The following is a 16800-nucleotide window of genomic DNA, read 5'->3' as shown; positions in this document are numbered from 1 at the left end:
TTATCGAGTTTAAGCAATAGTACAATCGCCTTAACTCCCTTTTCACTCCTTCACTCCTTTCACTTCTCGAAATAGTAACTTCAAAAGAAAAATATGGATAACAACATTAAGAGTCCGTGGCCAGGACCAGCAGGGATGATACCTGTTACAAGTGGTCGTGCTGATGACGCAAACGTTTACAATCGCTCTTATCTGGATTCTATCCATGTAGAGATGCGTGTTATTGATGCTGTTGAGCCTTCGTTGAAGACAATTATCTTCGGTGTGGAGTTTGATAGTCCGATTATGATGCCGGCTTTCTCGCATCTCAATAAGGTGTTGAAGAATGGTAAGAAGCCCATGTTGGAATATGCCAAGGCAGCTCGAGACCTGCGTACAGTGAACTGGGTTGGTATGGAGCCAGACGAAGAGTATGCCGAAATAGCAGCTGAGGGGGCTAGGACAATACGCATTATAAAGCCCTTCGCAGACCATGGGATGATTCTAGAACAGATTCGCTTTGCTATCGAACATGGTGCAATAGCTGTGGGAGTAGATATTGATCACGTTCCAGGAACGAATGGGCGATACGATATAGTGGATGGTTTACCCCTCGGACCAGTGCTTCTTTCCGATTTAAAGGAGTATGTGAAGACTGCTGGTAATACTCCTTTTATCGCTAAAGGAGTCCTTTCTGTGCAAGATGCATTAAAGTGCAAGGACGCAGGATGTGCTGGTATTGTTATCTCTCATCATCATGGTCGTATCCCCTTTGGTGTCGCTCCGCTGATGGTTCTGCCTAAGATTAAGGTAGCACTAGCAGGTTCTGGAATCTCATTGTTTGTGGATTGCGGTATAGATACAGGTTATGACGCTTATAAAGCATTGGCTTTAGGAGCCGACGCAGTGTCAGTGGGACGTGGAATCTTGAAGCCCTTACTTCAAGAAGGAGCAGAGGGAGTGAAAGAGACTGTCGGTAAAATGAATGAGCAATTGTCAGAGTTAATGATGTACACATGCGTGAAAGATACTCGTTCGTTTGATGCTTCGGTGCTCTACCTATAGTTTATAAGCGCCACGATTGTGCGTTAGTTGGATGACAGAATAGGCTTTTCTACCACTATAATAATGTATAAATATTAAGCCCTTATTTTGTTATCCGGCTAATTTGCAGTAACTTTGCAACCTTAAAATAACAATGGATAATTAACAAAGTAATAATATATAAGGTAAATATATGGCATATTTATTTTCATCGGAATCAGTATCTGAGGGACATCCAGATAAGGTTGCCGATCAGATAAGTGACGCTTTACTAGATCAATTCTTGGCTTATGACGAGCATGCTCGTTGTGCTATTGAGACATTCAATACCACTGGTCAGGTTGTGATCATGGGTGAGGTGCGTTCAAAAGAATATGTTGATCTTCAGGCAATCGCCCGTAAGACAATTAATAATATTGGTTACACAAAGGCTGAATACCAGTTTGATGGTAATAGTTGTGGTATTCTCTCCGCCATTCATGAGCAGAGTGATGATATCAATCGTGGCGTAGATAATGGTGATGATGATAATCAAGGCGCTGGAGACCAGGGTATGATGTTCGGTTACGCATGCAATGAAACTGACAATTACATGCCTGTTACACTTGATTTGGCACACCTTATTATGAGTACGTTGGCAGATATACGCAAGGAAGGAAAGCACATGCTCTATCTTAGACCAGACTCTAAAAGCCAGGTAACAGTGGAGTATAGCGATGATAACATCCCTCAACGTATTGATACGATAGTTGTTTCTACACAGCACGACGACTTCATTCAACCTACTGATGATAGTAAAGAAGCGCAGTTGAAGGCTGATAAAGCAATGGTAGAACAGATTCACAAGGATGTGCTAGAGGTTCTTATGCCACGTGTAAAGGCTCAAGTCAAATCAGAAAAGGTGTTGGCTCTGTTCAATGATGACATTAAGTATTTGGTGAACCCAACTGGTAAGTTCGTTATTGGTGGTCCTCATGGAGACACTGGGTTGACTGGTCGTAAGATTATTGTTGATACCTATGGTGGTAAGGGAGCCCATGGTGGAGGTGCATTCTCTGGTAAGGACTCTAGTAAAGTAGACCGTTCTGCCGCTTATGCAGCTCGTTATATAGCCAAGAACATGGTTGCTGCAGGTGTTAGCGATGAGATGCTCGTGCAGTTGGCATACGCTATTGGCGTTGCAGAACCTGTTAGTGTGTACGTAAATACTTATGGTCGTTCACACGTAAAGGCTTCGGATGCCGAGATAGCAGAGCAGATTCAGTGCCTATTCGATCTTCGTCCAAAGGCTATCGAACGCCAATTAAAGCTCCGTCAACCCATGTATTTGGAGACTGCTGCTTATGGACACATGGGAAGACAGAATGAGGTTGTAAAGAAGGTATTCAATAGCCGTTATCATGAAACGAAGTCTATTGAGGTGGAACTCTTCACCTGGGAGAAGTTAGATAGAGTTGAAGAGATAAAGAAAACGTTCGGACTTTAAAGTGACAGATGCCGACAACTGATTCTATAACTCGTCCTTCTTTGCTGTTGAAGTCGACTTTGGCTGCAACGAAGAAAGCGAAGACTGATACTGTGGCTAAGGCGAGTCAAGAGGTTGACTCGCTGGGTTTATTGTACCCAAAGAAGCAGAAAACGTTTCAGCTGACGGATATTCATTTTGCAGAAGAGGGTTATTTTAAAGGTAATAAATACTTTAAACTAGGGCGTGGAAACGCACATGCAGATGGTGTGCAGGGCGTTCCATCGCCCTATGCTGTTAGTAATGACAATACAGTGACAGCCTTACTTCTAGGTTGTTTTGTGATGGCGATGATTGCATTCTCGGTCTCTCGCAATTTCATAGAGAAGCAGATAAAGAGTTTCTTTCATGTTGCTAGAAGTAAAGATGTGGTCACTGAAACAGCGTATGAAGTTCGGTTTCAGATCTTCTTGATAGTCCAGACATCGCTACTTTTTAGTATTCTCTATTATTTCTTTGCGCATGGGAGCGGTCATGGAGGGCTTCAGACAGATTCACAATTGAGTGTTATTGGATGCTTTTTTGGCGTCTTTATGGGGTATTTCTTTATAAAGAATCTGCTTTATAAACTCGTAAACTGGGTGTTCTTTGATAGTAAAAGTAATGGACAATGGGGGCGTACTTGGCTCTTTCTCTCATCTCTTGAGGGGGTGTTGCTATTCCCTTTAGTCCTGTTGCAGATATATTTCTCCTTGTCGTTACAAGCAGCATTCGTTTATGCGCTAATTGTTGTTTTATTCGTTAAAATGCTTACTCTTTATAAGAGTTATACCATCTTTTTCAAGAGAATAGCTGTCAGTCTGCAAATAATTTTGTACTTTTGTGCACTCGAAATGATACCGATGATGGTATTATGGGGAATGTTAGTAATTACAGATAACTATTTGATTATAAACTTTTAGGACACAATGATAAATAAGATCTTGGTCTCACAACCGAAGCCGTCAAGCGATAAGTCGCCTTATTACGATATAGCAACGGACTTGGGAGTGGAGCTTGTTTTCAGACCTTTCTTTAAGGTTGAAGGACTCACAGCGAAGGAGTTCCGTCAGCAGAAGATTAATCTGTTAGATTATACAGCAGTAGTTTTTACATCGAGACATGCTGTTGATAACTTCTTTAATCTAGCCAAGGAAATGCGCATAACCATACCAGAAGACATGAAGTACTTCTGTGTTATCGAGACAATCGCACTCTATATCCAGAAGTATGTGCAGTATCGTAAGCGTAAGGTGTTCTTTGGAACTACTGGAAAGATTGATAGTTTGATTCCAACAATGCTGAAGCATAAAGGCGAGAAATACCTTGTTCCGCAAAGTTCTGTACATACAGATTCTATTTCGGAGTTGTTAGATGCTAACAAGCTAAAGCATAAGGAGTGTGTAATGTATCGTACGGTCAGCAACGGACTGACGGACGAAGAGGTGAAGAACTTCGACTATGACATGCTCATCTTCTTTAGTCCTACGGGTGTAAAGGCATTGAAAGAGAATATACCAGACTTTAAGCAAGGTGATATAAAGGTAGCTGCTTTTGGCCCTGCAACGGCTAAGGAGGTTGAAGCGCAGGGCTTGAGATTAGACTTACAGGCTCCTTCTAAGCAGTACACCTCTATGACTGGAGCTTTGAGGGACTTCTTGGAAAAGCAAAAGATGAGCAAGTAATAGATGGTTCTTTTCTCATGTTTTGAATGGGAATAGAGCTGGAATCCGTAACAGAGTAGTATGGAGAAGCAGGGAGAAAGACTGAGGAAAGAAGAGCGATTGTGTAGTAAGAAGCTTATAGATACGCTCTTTGGTACAGGTGGTAGCCATGCTATGACGTCTTTCCCATTGAAAGCTGTATACCGACTGACTGATGGAACGGAGGCAAGGAACGTAGATACGCATATAGAGAATGTGTCCTCTATGGTGGATGTGCAGGTTTTAATCAGTGTTCCTAAGAAGCATTTCAAACGTGCTGTGAAGCGTAATCGAGTGAAGCGGCAGGTGCGTGAGGCTTATCGTAAGCATAAGCAGTTACTCTTCCCACGTATGGCGGAGATGACCAATAAGCGATTACTCATAGCCTTTATTTGGCTTTCTAATGAGTTGACAAGTTCTGTTACTGTTGAAGAAAGAGTGGAGAACTTACTTCATCGTATAGGAGAACGTATCTAATGAAAGAACTTGAAGACGATAGAATACAGCAGGATAGGCAATACAAGAATCCTTTTAAGAAGGTTCTAAGCTTTCTGTCACGTGGCTTGTCGTGGTTATTAATACTCCCGATATTGTTCTATCGCCAGTTTATATCACCTTTCACACCTCCTTCTTGTCGCTTTACACCTACCTGTTCAGAGTATGCCAGACAAGCAATAATGAAGCATGGACCTTTCAAAGGGCTTGCTCTTGCAATTTGGAGAATACTGAGATGTAATCCTTGGGGTGGCAGTGGATATGACCCTGTGCCGTAAGAAAGAGAACTACTAAGGTACAATAATAAGGCTGCCGATACGTAATAATTATAGAAAATCAATATAGGATAAGGGATCTGAAGCATTGGCTGGTTTCTAATCACCCTATGTCTTTTACCCTTTTCATAAATAAAGAATATAGATGAAGAACTTTGTTGAAGAACTCCGTTGGCGTGGTATGCTGGCTCAAATAATGCCAGGTACAGAGGAATTACTCCAGAAAGAGATGGTCTCAGCATACTTAGGTACAGACCCAACTGCAGACTCATTGCATATTGGGCACTTGTGTGGTATTATGATGCTACGCCATTTGCAGCGTTGTGGACATAAGCCTTATCTACTTGTAGGAGGTGCTACGGGCATGATTGGTGATCCATCTGGTAAGAGCCAGGAGCGTAATCTCCTAGATGCAGAAACACTATATCATAACCAAGAGGCTATCAAGAAGCAGGTTAGTAAGTTCCTAGACTTTGATGGAAACGAAGCCAATAAGGCCGAGATGGTGAATAACTATGATTGGATGAAGGACTTCACCTTCTTGGACTTTGCTCGTGTAGTGGGTAAGCACATCACGGTCAACTATATGATGGCTAAAGACAGTGTTCAGAAGCGTCTCAATGGTGAGGCTCGTGATGGACTAAGCTTTACAGAGTTTACTTATCAGCTCTTGCAGGGTTACGACTTCTTATATCAATATGAGAAATTCGGTGTTAAGTTGCAGCTTGGTGGTAATGACCAATGGGGTAATATGACCACTGGTACCGAGCTTATTCGTCGTACTCTTGGTAGTGAGGCTGAGGCTTATTGCCTTACTTGTCCTCTAATTACTAAGGCTGACGGAAAGAAGTTTGGTAAGACAGAGAGTGGTAACATCTGGCTCGATCGCAACCGCACAACACCATACGCATTCTATCAGTTCTGGTTGAATGTGAGCGATGATGATGCTGAGAAGTACATTAAGATCTTCACATCACTTGAGAAAGATGTTATAGATGGGCTTATCGAAGAGCATCGTCAAGACCCTGGTCGCCGCACATTGCAGCGTCGCTTAGCTGAAGAAGTTACTCGTATGGTTCACTCGCAAGAGGACCTAGATATGGCTATCGCCGCTTCTAACATTTTATTCGGTAAGAGTACGAAAGAGAATCTATTGCAGTTAGATGAGCAGACCTTCGCTGATGTCTTTAAGGATGTACCACACTATGAGGTGTCAAAGGACGTTCTTGGGCAGCCAGCAGTTGATATATTCAATCAGGAAGGTATGCAGATCTTTCCTAGTAAGAGTGAGATGCGCAAGCTCGTGAAGGGCGGTGGTGTATCCTTGAATAAGGAGAAGCTCGCAGCTTTCGATCAGCCTGTAACAGTCGAAGATCTCATCGATGGGAAATATCTTCTCGTCCAGAAAGGTAAGAAGAATTACTCTTTGATTATTGTAAAGTAAGTCATTCGACTTACTCCCAATACGACTATGGAAAGCCTTACCACATCTCTTGTGATGTTGCAAGGCTTTCCCTTTATAAAAAGAAAGGGATAATGACGTTGTAGATAACGTTTCCTCTTATAAGTAAAGATTACTATTTTGATGTATCCAATCGAGTTTTAATATGCATAGAATGAAGAAGTTTCTCTTTTTCCTACAGCTGATTACAGTCATTGCATTGTCTTCTTGTACTGATGATCCATTACCAGATCCAAATACGAATGGTAATGCAAATGAAGTAGATAATACCATCATCGTTTATATGCCATGGTCGGGCGACCCTGGAAGTCTGTATAACTTCTTCCAAGGCAACCTGCAGGACATGAAGCAAGCCATAGTGAACGAGGGCGGATTAGGCAATAAACGATTGGTTGTATTTATATCCGAAGCTCCAGAGAAGGGCGCATTGATCAATGTAAAGTATCAAAGTGGTCAATGCGTAGATGATACATTGGCGAAGTTTGATAACACGCAGCCCAACCAGCAACTGAATACATCTCGCTGGATAAGTAGTCTTCTCACCCGTGTAAAGGCCTATGCTCCAGCACGCAATTACTCCATGATAGTGGGTTGCCATGGTATGGGATGGATTCCTTCTTATGCAGGTACACGTACTAGTGTCTCGAATACTTTACAGAAAAGATGGCGTGATGTAGAATCAAAACCTTTAACCCGCTGGTTTGGTGGTGATACCTACAAGACAGATATTTCTATCTTAGATCGAGGTATTGCACAATCGGGCATAGGTAAAATGCAGTATATCCTCTTTGATGATTGTTATATGTCGACGATAGAGGTAGCCTACGAGTTGCGACATAGTGCGCATTATCTTATTGGTTGCCCAACGGAGATTATGGCGCATGGTATGCCTTATGAACAGCTGTGGAATGAGCTTACTAAGAGTAATCCAAGCTATCAGAATGTAGTAGATGAGTTCTATAACTTCTATAGCAGCTACTCAAGTCCATACGGAACAATCAGTGTTATCGACTGCTCCCAAGCTGAAGGCATGGTGAATATCATGCGACAAATAAACCATTCAACAAACCTTGTCTCGGTGCCAGTCACTAATATTCAAACGATGGATGGATATAATCCTTCTATCTTCTTCGATATGGGAGATTATGTTGAGAAGAGGGCAGTTAACGAGCCTATCCTTCTATCTCAATTCCGCAATCAGCTCAATCTGCTTGTCCCTTACAAACGGCATACACCGTCCTATCTATCGGCAGTCGTCGATAGAAATGGTGTTATATATCCCATCACCACCTATTCTGGTATCACCATTTCCGACCCTTCTATGAACACGCAAGCCTCGAATGCTTTCGCTGTTTCACCCTATTATCGGGCAACGCATTAATACTTTAAGGCATACTCATTAAACGCTCCTTCTCCGTTCGGAGGGGGAGTTGTTCTTATTTAAATCCTTTTGAATTCTGTTCGCACTCTTTGTCTAATACATTTCCGCATTATTTCTCCCTTGTTTCCTTTCTCATGCGTCTTATGTCTTTTTATGCACCTATTCAAATTGGATTCAAACCATGACACTTATTGTTTCAGGTTTTGAGACATAGAGTTTCAGGCTCTGAAACACACAGTCTCAGGCTCTGAAACACACAGTCTCAAACTCTGAAACACACAGTCTCAGGCTCTGAAACACACAGTCTCAAGCTATGAAACACACAGTCTCAAGGCTTGAATTAGTTAGCTTACTCCCATAAAGTGGAATGTCTTGATGGATATTACACGTATGTAATAACGACAAAAAAGAGCCGCATTGTCAACCAGACAATACGACTCTTACTATATAAATGATCAGAGAGTTATAGCTTCACACTGAGACCGACGTACCATGTTGCACCATAGACAGGGGCGTACATGAAGGCGGCATCATCCGTGTGTTTCTCATCTTGGATATAGCTAAAGATGTTCTTAGCACCAGCATAGATGGTACACATTCCTAAGCGTTTTGAAGCACGACAGTTGAATAGCATGAACGTAGAAGTCTTCTTGATCTTAGAGTTCTGACCTGCATCTTCAGAGTTATAGTCGATGTACATACTACCTTGTAATGATCCTGTGAGAGAGAAAGTCCATGTGCCAGGAGTGTAGTCGATATCGAAGTCGCCTGTCATACCAGGGAAACGAGAGATGTTGCGACTCTCTTTAGCGTATTTAAGACGCTGTGGGAACTCCTTTACTGACTCATCATTAGGGTCAGACCACTCAGCACGTTCGTGCTTAAACTTACCTTGATTGAATGTCCAGTTGACGCCTGCTGTGAGGTTACTAGCGATACTTGCCTTTGCACCAAGCTCTACTCCCTGTACGTAAGCATCATCTACATTCTCCCATTGATACGAGTATCCAAACTTCTTAACCTCATCGTCGGCTGGAGAGAATTGTATCTTATCCTTTAGGTTGGTGCGGAATAGATTTATACTGAACTGATACTGCTTGCTATAATAGTCTGCCGAAAGATTATAACTGATGGCACGTTCGCCTTTCAAGTTAGATGACTTCCATACACGTGGTGAACCACTGCATAAGTGGAGATCCTCCGAGAAGCCATAAGGAGCACGGAATCCAGTTCCAATATTCGCACGAAGGATGAGCGATGGGGTAACTTCATACTTCACGGCAATGCGTGGATTGATGGTAGTCTTGCTGAACTTCGTTGACGGGAATGCGCTATCTGATACCTTCACACTGGTAGAATATTCTTCACCAGAGCTGTGAGAGTCGAGGCGAATACCAGGAACAACGGTCAACTTAGGTGTTACGTTCCATTCATCCTGTATAAAGAAACCAACCTCGTTAGCGTGCTTCTTACCGATAGAGGTGTATGGTACGCCATAATCAGGACTTGCTTTTTCGTCCTCAGCAGAGATAACATATAGTCCAGTTTCACGTAAGCGAGTGAAGTAAGCCTGCACTCCTGCAAGTAATGTATGCTTATCTAAGATAGAAGTGAAGGTGAGTGAAGGAGTTACCGTGTGCTCCTTAGCAATGTAAGGGCGCATCATCTCTACAGGAGGCGTAGCTCCGTCCTCATCTGGATGTGCTGGATCTTTGTGCGAATCCATGTAGTCATGGAGGAAAGTATCATTCGTTGCATTGCGCTTGTGGTATACGTATGCGGTTGAAAGATTCAACTCTGAATGCGCACCCAGTGGTAGGTTATAAGTCAAATCAGCAGAGAGTCGATTCGTGCGGATGTCCTCTGTCTGATCAGTATAGGGGTTCAAATATTGATTATTGGTCATAACTCCACCGAATCGATGCTCGTCTATGGCCTTACCACGCAACACAAGCTTATCATTCTTTGCAAATGGCTGATAGAAGTAGAGGTTGAAACCAAGGTTATTCATCGTTTCGTTTACACGATCAGATACCCCATCCTTATGTTTCACCTCCTTACGAGTAAGCCCGTCTTGCGTCTCGTCGATGGCATCCATCTCTGCTCTTTGTGCAAAGACACTGATACCAATGTTGTTGTAACGCATAGAGCCAGAGCCTTTATAGCCCTTAAAGCCATAGTTACCGAATTGTATATCACCATTGATGGTAGGCTCGAAGGTTGGTTCCTTAGAGATGATATTGATGGCACCAGCTACTGCACTACTTCCATACAAGGCAGAGCCTGCGCCCTTTACAACCTCAAGTCGGTCAATATCATTCGTTCCCATCTGCTGAAGACCATATACTCCTGCAAGTCCAGAGTATATTGGTTCACCATCAATAAGCACCTGTGTATGCTCTGCACCAAGCCCTTGCATACGTACCTCAGAGAAGTTACAGAACTGACATTGCTGTTCTACGCGGATGCCTGGTACACCTTCTAGAGCTTCATAGAGGTTTTGTGCGTTCTTCTTAGTGAGAGCTTGAGATGTAAGAACTTCTGTTCTGATAGGCACATCCTTAATAAAATGACTTGTGCGAGTACCTGTTACCACCACTTGACTAAGTTCCAATGGGTCTTTCTCAAGCTCGAAATAAACATCAGTACCTTTGTTCTCGGTCATTACTACCTCCTTCTCCTGGGATTGATAACCATCCAGTGTGGCGATGATAGTTTGTTTTCCGAGTGGTAAGTTACTTAGTTTGAAGTGTCCTGTACCATCACATTGAGTCTTAAGGTTTGTACCTTTCACTCTGATTGTGGCATGTGGAAGATGTTGTCCACCCTCTTTTGCCTTTACGTCACCGAATAACATGGCATCGGTTCCTTGTGCCATTGATGCGAGCGAACACATCAAAGCAATCAAAAACATTAAGATTTTATTCATTATAGTATATGAGTTTGTAAATCTGCGACAAATTTAGTTGTTTATTGTTAACGACGCAATACCTGTTTGTAGGTATTCTTCTCTATTGTTATCAACCATTACCTCCCTAATAGTTCCTAGATCCTTTTAGTCTCATTCGATAGTGTGCTATAATAATAAGAGGTATGAGTAACAAAAGAGGTCATAACTTTAGTTTTTCTTGTCAATATAGGAACAAGTCTTGCAGGAATGGATATTTTCTCTTTACTTTGTAGTCAAAATATAATTAAAAGACCATTGAAGACAATACTCACAATAACTGGTTCGGATAGTACGGGAGGCTCTGGTGTGCAAGCTGACATCAGAACGATAGCCGCATTGGGTGGTTATGCCGTGTCTGCCGTCACGTCAATTACGGTGCAGAATACTGTGGGTATTCAGGCTTTCTATGATCTTCCTGCTGATATTGTAAAGGGTCAGATTGAAGCAATCATCAATGATATGCAACCCGATACGGTAAAGATTGGAATGATAAGAACGACCGATACGCTTGCTGTTATTGTAGAAGCTCTATCGAAATATAGACCTCATCACATTATTTATGACCCCATTGTGACGGCAAGCAATGGTGACCGACTGATGACAGATGACGTTATTATGCAGATTCGTCACCGCTTATTGCCCCTTTGTTCTGTGGTCATACTGCGTGAAAGTGATGCCGAACGCATTTTTAATTGTACCTCATTACAGGATTCTGAAACGACAGCTTCGATAAGTGCAAATAAGCAAGGTGTACGCTCATTAGTGCTGGATGAAGTGTTACAGCATGGTCTTTCAAATAGTTTCTCATCAGCTCTTGCGGTTTATCTAAGCCAAGATGAAACGATGGAAGATGCTATAAAGCATGCGAAGGAATACATCCGAACGCTCGTTGCACGCAAGAGCGACCTAAGTGGACGCAGTAGTCAGTTGTACAACGAGTTCTTAGAAGCAGTACAGAAGCACAATCGAACGAACCGTGATGTAGCCTTTTATGCAGACTGCCTGAACGTTTCGCCACGTTATCTCTCACAAGTGGCTCATCGCATATCAGGCAAGTCGCCGAAGAGTATCATCGATCACACGCTGGCAGAGGCATTGTCCTGTCAGTTGCGTACAACGCAATCAACTATCCAAGAAATAGCCTATGACTTTGGCTTTAGTTCGCAAGCTCAGTTCTCAAAGTTCTTTAAGAAGCAGATGGGACAGGCTCCGACGGAATGGAGAAAACATTAATATCAAATCAATATGACTAATAGACAAGAATTAAATCGTAATCTCGCTCAGATGTTAAAGGGCGGTGTTATCATGGATGTAACTACACCTGAACAGGCGCGAATAGCCGAAGCTGCGGGTGCTTGTGCAGTAATGGCTTTAGAGCGAATACCTGCTGACATTCGTGCAGCAGGCGGTGTTTCACGTATGAGTGACCCTAAGATGATCAAGGGTATTCAGCAAGCAGTTACTATCCCTGTGATGGCTAAGTGCCGCATTGGACACATTGCTGAAGCTCAGATCCTGCAAGCAATTGAGATTGATTATATCGATGAGAGTGAGGTGTTGTCACCTGCTGATAACATCTATCATATCGATAAGAACCAGTTTGATGTACCATTTGTCTGCGGTGCTCGTAACTTAGGAGAAGCATTGCGCCGAATCGCTGAAGGCGCTACAATGATTCGAACGAAAGGGGAGCCTGGAACGGGTGATGTGGTGCAAGCAGTGAGCCACATGAGACTGATGCAGAGCCAGATTCGTGAACTGGTAAGCAAGCGTGAGGATGAGTTATATGAGGCTGCTAAGCAGTTGCAGGTGCCTTATGACTTGGTGAAATACGTGCATGAGCATGGCAAACTACCAGTGGTTAACTTCGCAGCTGGTGGTGTGGCAACACCTGCCGATGCCGCTTTGATGATGCAACTGGGTGCTGAAGGTGTATTCGTAGGGTCGGGTATCTTTAAGAGTGGAGACCCTGCTAAGCGTGCCGCAGCCATAGTGAAAGCCGTTACAAACTATAATGATCCGAAGGCTTTGGCAGCGTTATCTGAAGACTTAGGTGAGGCTATGGTGGGTATCAACGAGCATGAGATAGAGGTGCTCATGGCTGAACGTGGACAATGAAAATAGCTGTTCTCGCTCTGCAAGGGGCGTTCCTTGAACATGAGATGATACTCCGCAGGCTAGGAGTAGACTGCTTTGAAGTGCGTCAAAAGCAGGATTGGTTACAGGAGAAAGATGCTTTGATTATCCCAGGAGGCGAGAGTACGACGCAAGGAAAGCTCTTGGATGAATTAGGTTTATTGTTGCCTATTCGTGAAGAAATAGAGAATGGCTTACCAGTCTTTGGTACTTGTGCGGGCTTGATACTCCTTTCTCGTGACGTGGAGGGCAATAGTGAAACTGCTCCTGCACCTCCTCGATTGGGTACAATGCAAATAACTACAGCACGCAATGCCTATGGAAGGCAGCTAGGTAGCTTTAGAGTGGAGTCTACATTTGTGGGGATTGAAGGTCAGATACCGATGACCTTTATTCGAGCTCCTTATATAAAAGATGCTACAGAGGCTGTGGAAGTATTGGCAAAGGTGGATGATAGGATTGTAGCTGCACGACAAGGTAACCAGCTGGTGACAGCTTTTCACCCTGAATTAGATGCAGATACACACGTGCATGAATACTTCTTGAACATGATTCGTAATAGATAAATAGCGTTTCTTAAGATGATTAATAATGATGCTTCGAACCCACATATAAAGTGGGGTTCGAAGCATTTTTGTTTTGTATAAGCTGTTGTTTCTGATTCATGTATTGTTGGTCTATTGATAAAGAGAGGCTTTCTTTCATAAGAAGAGAGCCTCTTCTCACGTCAAGAAAACGCTCTTTTTGAATGGAGAAGGGCGTTCCCTCTAATTTAAAAAGTAATAATATCTGTCTTAGATACTCGTTTGTATGATTGAGATATGCTTCTTACAAGACAAGATAAAGACTCAATCAGTATGGGTAAAAGTCCTTGTTTATGTGCCGCAACACTCCTAATTATAAGCGTATTAGTCTCTATTTCTTGGCTAGATGAGACTTAAGGACATAAAAAAAGGACTACCGCTGTAGTCCAACCTTTGTTAACCTTAAATCTAATACTATGAAAAACACGATGCAAAGATAGGTAGTATTCTTTATACATGCAAGTTTTTTATTGTCTTTTTTACGTCTTGTTTGATTTATTGATATATATCAAGCGAAATTTATTATATATCTTCAAATTGTAATAAAGACTCCTCTTTTGTACCTACAAATGTATTAGATTAATAGTAATCATTGGTTGGCAGCAATATAGAGATTTGTTTTTAAAAGTATTTTTAACCTCTAAAACTTTGCTATCTCATATTTAAGAGTTATCTTTGCAGCAGAATATAAAGATTAAGACATTTGAGGATATGGGATTCCGACATTGGTAAGTTATGTTGGAATTCTATGTTTTTTATGTCTATTGAAAAACGTATTAATTATTTAAAAAGAGATATTATGGCTTATATGTCACAGGAAGGTTACGATAAACTCGTAGCCGATTTGCAGTATTTAGAGTCTGTTGAACGCCCTAAGGCATCGGCTGCTATTGCTGAAGCTGCTGATAAGGGTGACTTGAGTGAGAACTCTGAATACGATGCAGCAAAGGAGGCTCAGCGCCACTTAGAGGCTCGTATTGCAGAGATGAAGATGACAGTTGCGCAAGCAAAGATCGTTGATGTGTCACGTTTAAGCACTGAGGCTGTACAGATTATGTCCACAGTTGAGATGACAAATGTTAAGACTAAGGCTAAGATGAAGTACACTATCGTAAGTGAAACGGAGGCTAACTTAAAGCAAAACAAGATATCAATAAAGACACCTATTGCGCAGGGCTTGTTGAATAAGAAGGTAGGGGATGAGGTTGAGATAACAATTCCTCGCGGAACAATCAAGTTGCGTATAGATAAGATTTCAATTGATGTTTAGTCGGTAAGGAGGCTTTTTATGACAATATTTAGTAAAATAGCAGCAGGTGAGATCCCTAGTTACAAATGTGCAGAGAATGATCAGTTCTATGCTTTCTTGGATATTGATCCTGTAACGAAGGGGCACACTTTGGTGGTTCCTCGTAAGGAGATTGATTATATCTTCGATATGAGTGATGAGGATTTGGCAGCCTTTGAAGTCTTTGCAAAAAAGGTTGCCCGTGCCATAAAGGAGGTCTTTCCTTGTAAGAAGGTGGCACAAGTTGTGTTGGGGTTAGAAGTTAATCACGCTCATATCCACCTATTGCCAATGAATAGTGAGGCTGATGTTGATTTCAAACATCATGTAAAAGTTGAGGCTGAAGAGCAACAGGAAATAGCTGCAAAGATATTTAAAGCGTTCCAGGAGTTAGACAAATAGAGTCTTGTTTGTTAGTAGATAACAAAAACGAGGACATATATAATAAGGTATATGTCCTCGTTCTTGTTTTATAATTGGTGTTACGTATTGTCAGACGGAATATGAGATGGATAGGAGAGAGAGGTTAGATAAATTTGTCTCCTTTAATCATCTGTACTTCATTGACATATTTCCTCACAAGTGCAGAGGAGTCTTCTTTCTTGCAGATAAATAATACGTTGTCCTTTTCAGCTACTATATAACCATCGAGTCCATTGATGACAGCTAATTTGTCTTTCGGTAATTTGATAACGTTATTGGCTGAGTTTTCTAAGATGACATCGGAGTCTATAATGACGTTATCGCCTTCCTTCTTGCTCATTGTCTCATAGATTCCGTGCCACGTACCTATATCAGCCCACCCGAAATGACACTTCTTTACATAGGTGTTATTCGATTTCTCAAGTAGACCATAGTCTAGTGATATATTCGGATAAAGCGAGAAATTCTCTTGCATAAAGGCATCTTCTTCCTCAATACTCATTATCTCTCTTGTTTGTTCCTCACTGCGTATGACGGATGGAAGAAAGTTCGTAAAGCATTGCCAAAGATAGTGTATGTTGGCAAGAAATAAGCCTGTATTCCAATACCACTCCTTAGTTGTCATGAACATTTTAGCAAACTCTCTGTCAGGTTTCTCAGTAAAGGCTTGTACCTTATAGATATCGTTCTGACCAGTATAAACGCCTTTCTGAATATATCCATAACCTGGTTCTGGGCGCGTTGGACTTACTCCCATCGTGAGTAAGGCATCGTTCTTCTCTATGAATAATAAGCCCTCGGTGATATCACGATGGAATGCTTCTTCATTGATGATACTCTGATCGGAAGGAGATACGATGAGGTTTGCACGTGGATCAAACATTGATATGCGGTGCACTGCCCATGCTACACTTGGTGCCGTATTACGGTGTATAGGTTCTGCCATGATGTGGTCAAGGGATACTTCTGGGAGTTGTTCACGTACGATGTCAAGGTAATCTCGGCTAGTATTGATGTATATATTCTCTTTTGGAAGAATCTGAGAGAAGCGATCGAAGGTCTGTTGAAGCTGTGTGCGACCCACACCGAAGAAATCAATAAACTGTTTTGGATAATTGTTCCGACTGCTTGGCCATAGGCGACGACCCCTTCCTCCAGCTAGTATTACACAATAGTTGTTCTGTGTCGTAGTCATAATTTGTTTAAGCTAACCTGTTTATGTCTTTTCTCCAAAGTTACCTTTTATATCTTATTCTACCAAATCTTTCAGTGTTAAATACCCTAAACTCTAATTAATCATGCCCCTATCTTGAAATAATCACTCAAAAATTTGTCACATTCAGAAAATCTATCTACCTTTGCACTCGTTGTTCTTAAACAGCAAGCCAAGCCCAGATGGCGGAATAGGTAGACGCGCTGGTCTCAAACACCAGTGGGGCAACCCATCCCGGTTCGAGCCCGGGTCTGGGTACCACAAATCCCTTGTAAATCGCTGATTTACAAGGGATTTTGCTTTTTCAATATGTACTAAAAGTGTACTTTATAGCAGAAGTATAAGAAACGTGTACTAAGACTA

At 42.0% G+C, this 16800-nt stretch carries 15 protein-coding genes and 1 tRNA gene; 14 read left to right on the top strand and 2 right to left on the bottom strand.

The window, feature by feature from the left end; genetic code table 11:
• Positions 1 to 93 precede the first annotated feature (93 nt).
• The 8 genes from F0475_RS07230 to F0475_RS07195 all read left to right on the top strand — a co-directional run bounded on the left by F0475_RS07230 (position 94) and on the right by F0475_RS07195 (position 7843).
• Positions 94 to 1044, top strand: a complete 951-nt coding sequence (locus F0475_RS07230; protein ID WP_155716092.1) for an alpha-hydroxy-acid oxidizing protein — start codon at positions 94 to 96, stop codon at positions 1042 to 1044.
• Between the two features lie 172 nt (positions 1045 to 1216).
• On the top strand, positions 1217 to 2509 hold the full coding sequence (gene metK, locus F0475_RS07225) for a methionine adenosyltransferase (RefSeq protein WP_155716091.1): 1293 nt from the start codon (positions 1217 to 1219) through the stop codon (positions 2507 to 2509).
• An 8-nt stretch (positions 2510 to 2517) separates the two neighbouring features.
• Positions 2518 to 3450: a DUF4271 domain-containing protein gene (locus tag F0475_RS07220; protein ID WP_155716090.1), complete on the top strand. Its 933-nt coding sequence runs from the start codon at positions 2518 to 2520 to the stop codon at positions 3448 to 3450.
• Between the two features lie 6 nt (positions 3451 to 3456).
• A complete protein-coding gene (locus F0475_RS07215; RefSeq protein WP_155716089.1) occupies positions 3457 to 4212 on the top strand; it encodes a uroporphyrinogen-III synthase in 756 nt (251 codons plus the stop codon).
• A gap of 60 nt (positions 4213 to 4272) precedes the next feature.
• A complete protein-coding gene (gene rnpA, locus F0475_RS07210; protein ID WP_155716088.1) occupies positions 4273 to 4707 on the top strand; it encodes a ribonuclease P protein component in 435 nt (144 codons plus the stop codon).
• A complete protein-coding gene (gene yidD, locus F0475_RS07205) occupies positions 4707 to 5003 on the top strand; it encodes a membrane protein insertion efficiency factor YidD (RefSeq protein ID WP_155716087.1) in 297 nt (98 codons plus the stop codon). The genes rnpA and yidD overlap by 1 nt, the downstream gene beginning before the upstream one ends.
• Positions 5004 to 5145: 142 nt before the next feature.
• Positions 5146 to 6444, top strand: a complete 1299-nt coding sequence (gene tyrS, locus F0475_RS07200) for a tyrosine--tRNA ligase (protein ID WP_155716086.1) — start codon at positions 5146 to 5148, stop codon at positions 6442 to 6444.
• Positions 6445 to 6616: 172 nt separating this feature from the next.
• On the top strand, positions 6617 to 7843 hold the full coding sequence (locus F0475_RS07195) for a clostripain-related cysteine peptidase (protein WP_155716085.1): 1227 nt from the start codon (positions 6617 to 6619) through the stop codon (positions 7841 to 7843).
• A gap of 463 nt (positions 7844 to 8306) precedes the next feature.
• Here the strand turns inward: F0475_RS07195 and F0475_RS07190 are convergent, their stop codons facing one another.
• Entirely contained in the window at positions 8307 to 10772 is a 2466-nt protein-coding gene (locus tag F0475_RS07190; protein ID WP_155716084.1) for a TonB-dependent receptor, read from the bottom strand.
• Between the two features lie 276 nt (positions 10773 to 11048).
• Here F0475_RS07190 and F0475_RS07185 point away from each other — a divergent pair, with 276 nt between their 5' ends.
• The 5 genes from F0475_RS07185 (at position 11049) to F0475_RS07165 (ending at position 15203) form a co-directional block, all read left to right on the top strand.
• Positions 11049 to 12026 (top strand): hydroxymethylpyrimidine/phosphomethylpyrimidine kinase, encoded by a 978-nt coding sequence (locus F0475_RS07185; RefSeq protein ID WP_199879800.1) that lies wholly within the window; start codon positions 11049 to 11051, stop codon positions 12024 to 12026.
• Between the two features lie 12 nt (positions 12027 to 12038).
• A complete protein-coding gene (gene pdxS / locus F0475_RS07180; RefSeq protein WP_009434012.1) occupies positions 12039 to 12911 on the top strand; it encodes a pyridoxal 5'-phosphate synthase lyase subunit PdxS in 873 nt (290 codons plus the stop codon).
• On the top strand, positions 12908 to 13495 hold the full coding sequence (pdxT, locus tag F0475_RS07175; protein ID WP_155716082.1) for a pyridoxal 5'-phosphate synthase glutaminase subunit PdxT: 588 nt from the start codon (positions 12908 to 12910) through the stop codon (positions 13493 to 13495). The genes pdxS and pdxT overlap by 4 nt, the downstream gene beginning before the upstream one ends.
• Before the next feature lie 817 nt (positions 13496 to 14312).
• Positions 14313 to 14783 carry a transcription elongation factor GreA gene (greA, locus tag F0475_RS07170; RefSeq protein ID WP_009434004.1) on the top strand — a complete coding sequence of 157 codons (471 nt, stop codon included), beginning with the start codon at positions 14313 to 14315 and terminating at the stop codon, positions 14781 to 14783.
• An 18-nt stretch (positions 14784 to 14801) separates the two neighbouring features.
• A complete protein-coding gene (locus F0475_RS07165) occupies positions 14802 to 15203 on the top strand; it encodes an HIT family protein (RefSeq protein WP_009433882.1) in 402 nt (133 codons plus the stop codon).
• 124 nt (positions 15204 to 15327) lie between these two features.
• On the opposite strand, the gene F0475_RS07160 is transcribed toward F0475_RS07165, so the two are convergent.
• The gene (locus F0475_RS07160) at positions 15328 to 16419 is read right to left on the bottom strand and encodes a mannose-1-phosphate guanylyltransferase (RefSeq protein WP_009433874.1); all 1092 of its coding nucleotides are present in this window, start codon (positions 16417 to 16419) and stop codon (positions 15328 to 15330) included.
• A 194-nt stretch (positions 16420 to 16613) separates the two neighbouring features.
• Here F0475_RS07160 and F0475_RS07155 point away from each other — a divergent pair.
• Positions 16614 to 16698, top strand: a tRNA-Leu gene (locus F0475_RS07155).
• Positions 16699 to 16800: the final 102 nt, after the last annotated feature.

It is taken from the genome of Prevotella vespertina (genome assembly GCF_009728485.1).
Classification (GTDB): domain Bacteria; phylum Bacteroidota; class Bacteroidia; order Bacteroidales; family Bacteroidaceae; genus Prevotella; species Prevotella vespertina.
This window is presented reverse-complemented; position numbering and strand designations above follow the sequence as displayed.

Bases quoted from the DNA above. Each gene is read 5' to 3' on its own strand.
- F0475_RS07230 (WP_155716092.1), top strand. From the start codon at position 94: ATGGATAACAACATTAAGAGTCCGTGGCCAGGACCAGCAGGGATGATA.
- metK (WP_155716091.1), top strand. From the start codon at position 1,217: ATGGCATATTTATTTTCATCGGAATCAGTATCTGAGGGACATCCAGAT.
- F0475_RS07220 (WP_155716090.1), top strand. From the start codon at position 2,518: ATGCCGACAACTGATTCTATAACTCGTCCTTCTTTGCTGTTGAAGTCG.
- F0475_RS07215 (WP_155716089.1), top strand. From the start codon at position 3,457: ATGATAAATAAGATCTTGGTCTCACAACCGAAGCCGTCAAGCGATAAG.
- rnpA (WP_155716088.1), top strand. From the start codon at position 4,273: ATGGAGAAGCAGGGAGAAAGACTGAGGAAAGAAGAGCGATTGTGTAGT.
- yidD (WP_155716087.1), top strand. From the start codon at position 4,707: ATGAAAGAACTTGAAGACGATAGAATACAGCAGGATAGGCAATACAAG.
- tyrS (WP_155716086.1), top strand. From the start codon at position 5,146: ATGAAGAACTTTGTTGAAGAACTCCGTTGGCGTGGTATGCTGGCTCAA.
- F0475_RS07195 (WP_155716085.1), top strand. From the start codon at position 6,617: ATGAAGAAGTTTCTCTTTTTCCTACAGCTGATTACAGTCATTGCATTG.
- F0475_RS07190 (WP_155716084.1), bottom strand. From the start codon at position 10,772: ATGAATAAAATCTTAATGTTTTTGATTGCTTTGATGTGTTCGCTCGCA.
- pdxS (WP_009434012.1), top strand. From the start codon at position 12,039: ATGACTAATAGACAAGAATTAAATCGTAATCTCGCTCAGATGTTAAAG.
- pdxT (WP_155716082.1), top strand. From the start codon at position 12,908: ATGAAAATAGCTGTTCTCGCTCTGCAAGGGGCGTTCCTTGAACATGAG.
- greA (WP_009434004.1), top strand. From the start codon at position 14,313: ATGGCTTATATGTCACAGGAAGGTTACGATAAACTCGTAGCCGATTTG.
- F0475_RS07165 (WP_009433882.1), top strand. From the start codon at position 14,802: ATGACAATATTTAGTAAAATAGCAGCAGGTGAGATCCCTAGTTACAAA.
- F0475_RS07160 (WP_009433874.1), bottom strand. From the start codon at position 16,419: ATGACTACGACACAGAACAACTATTGTGTAATACTAGCTGGAGGAAGG.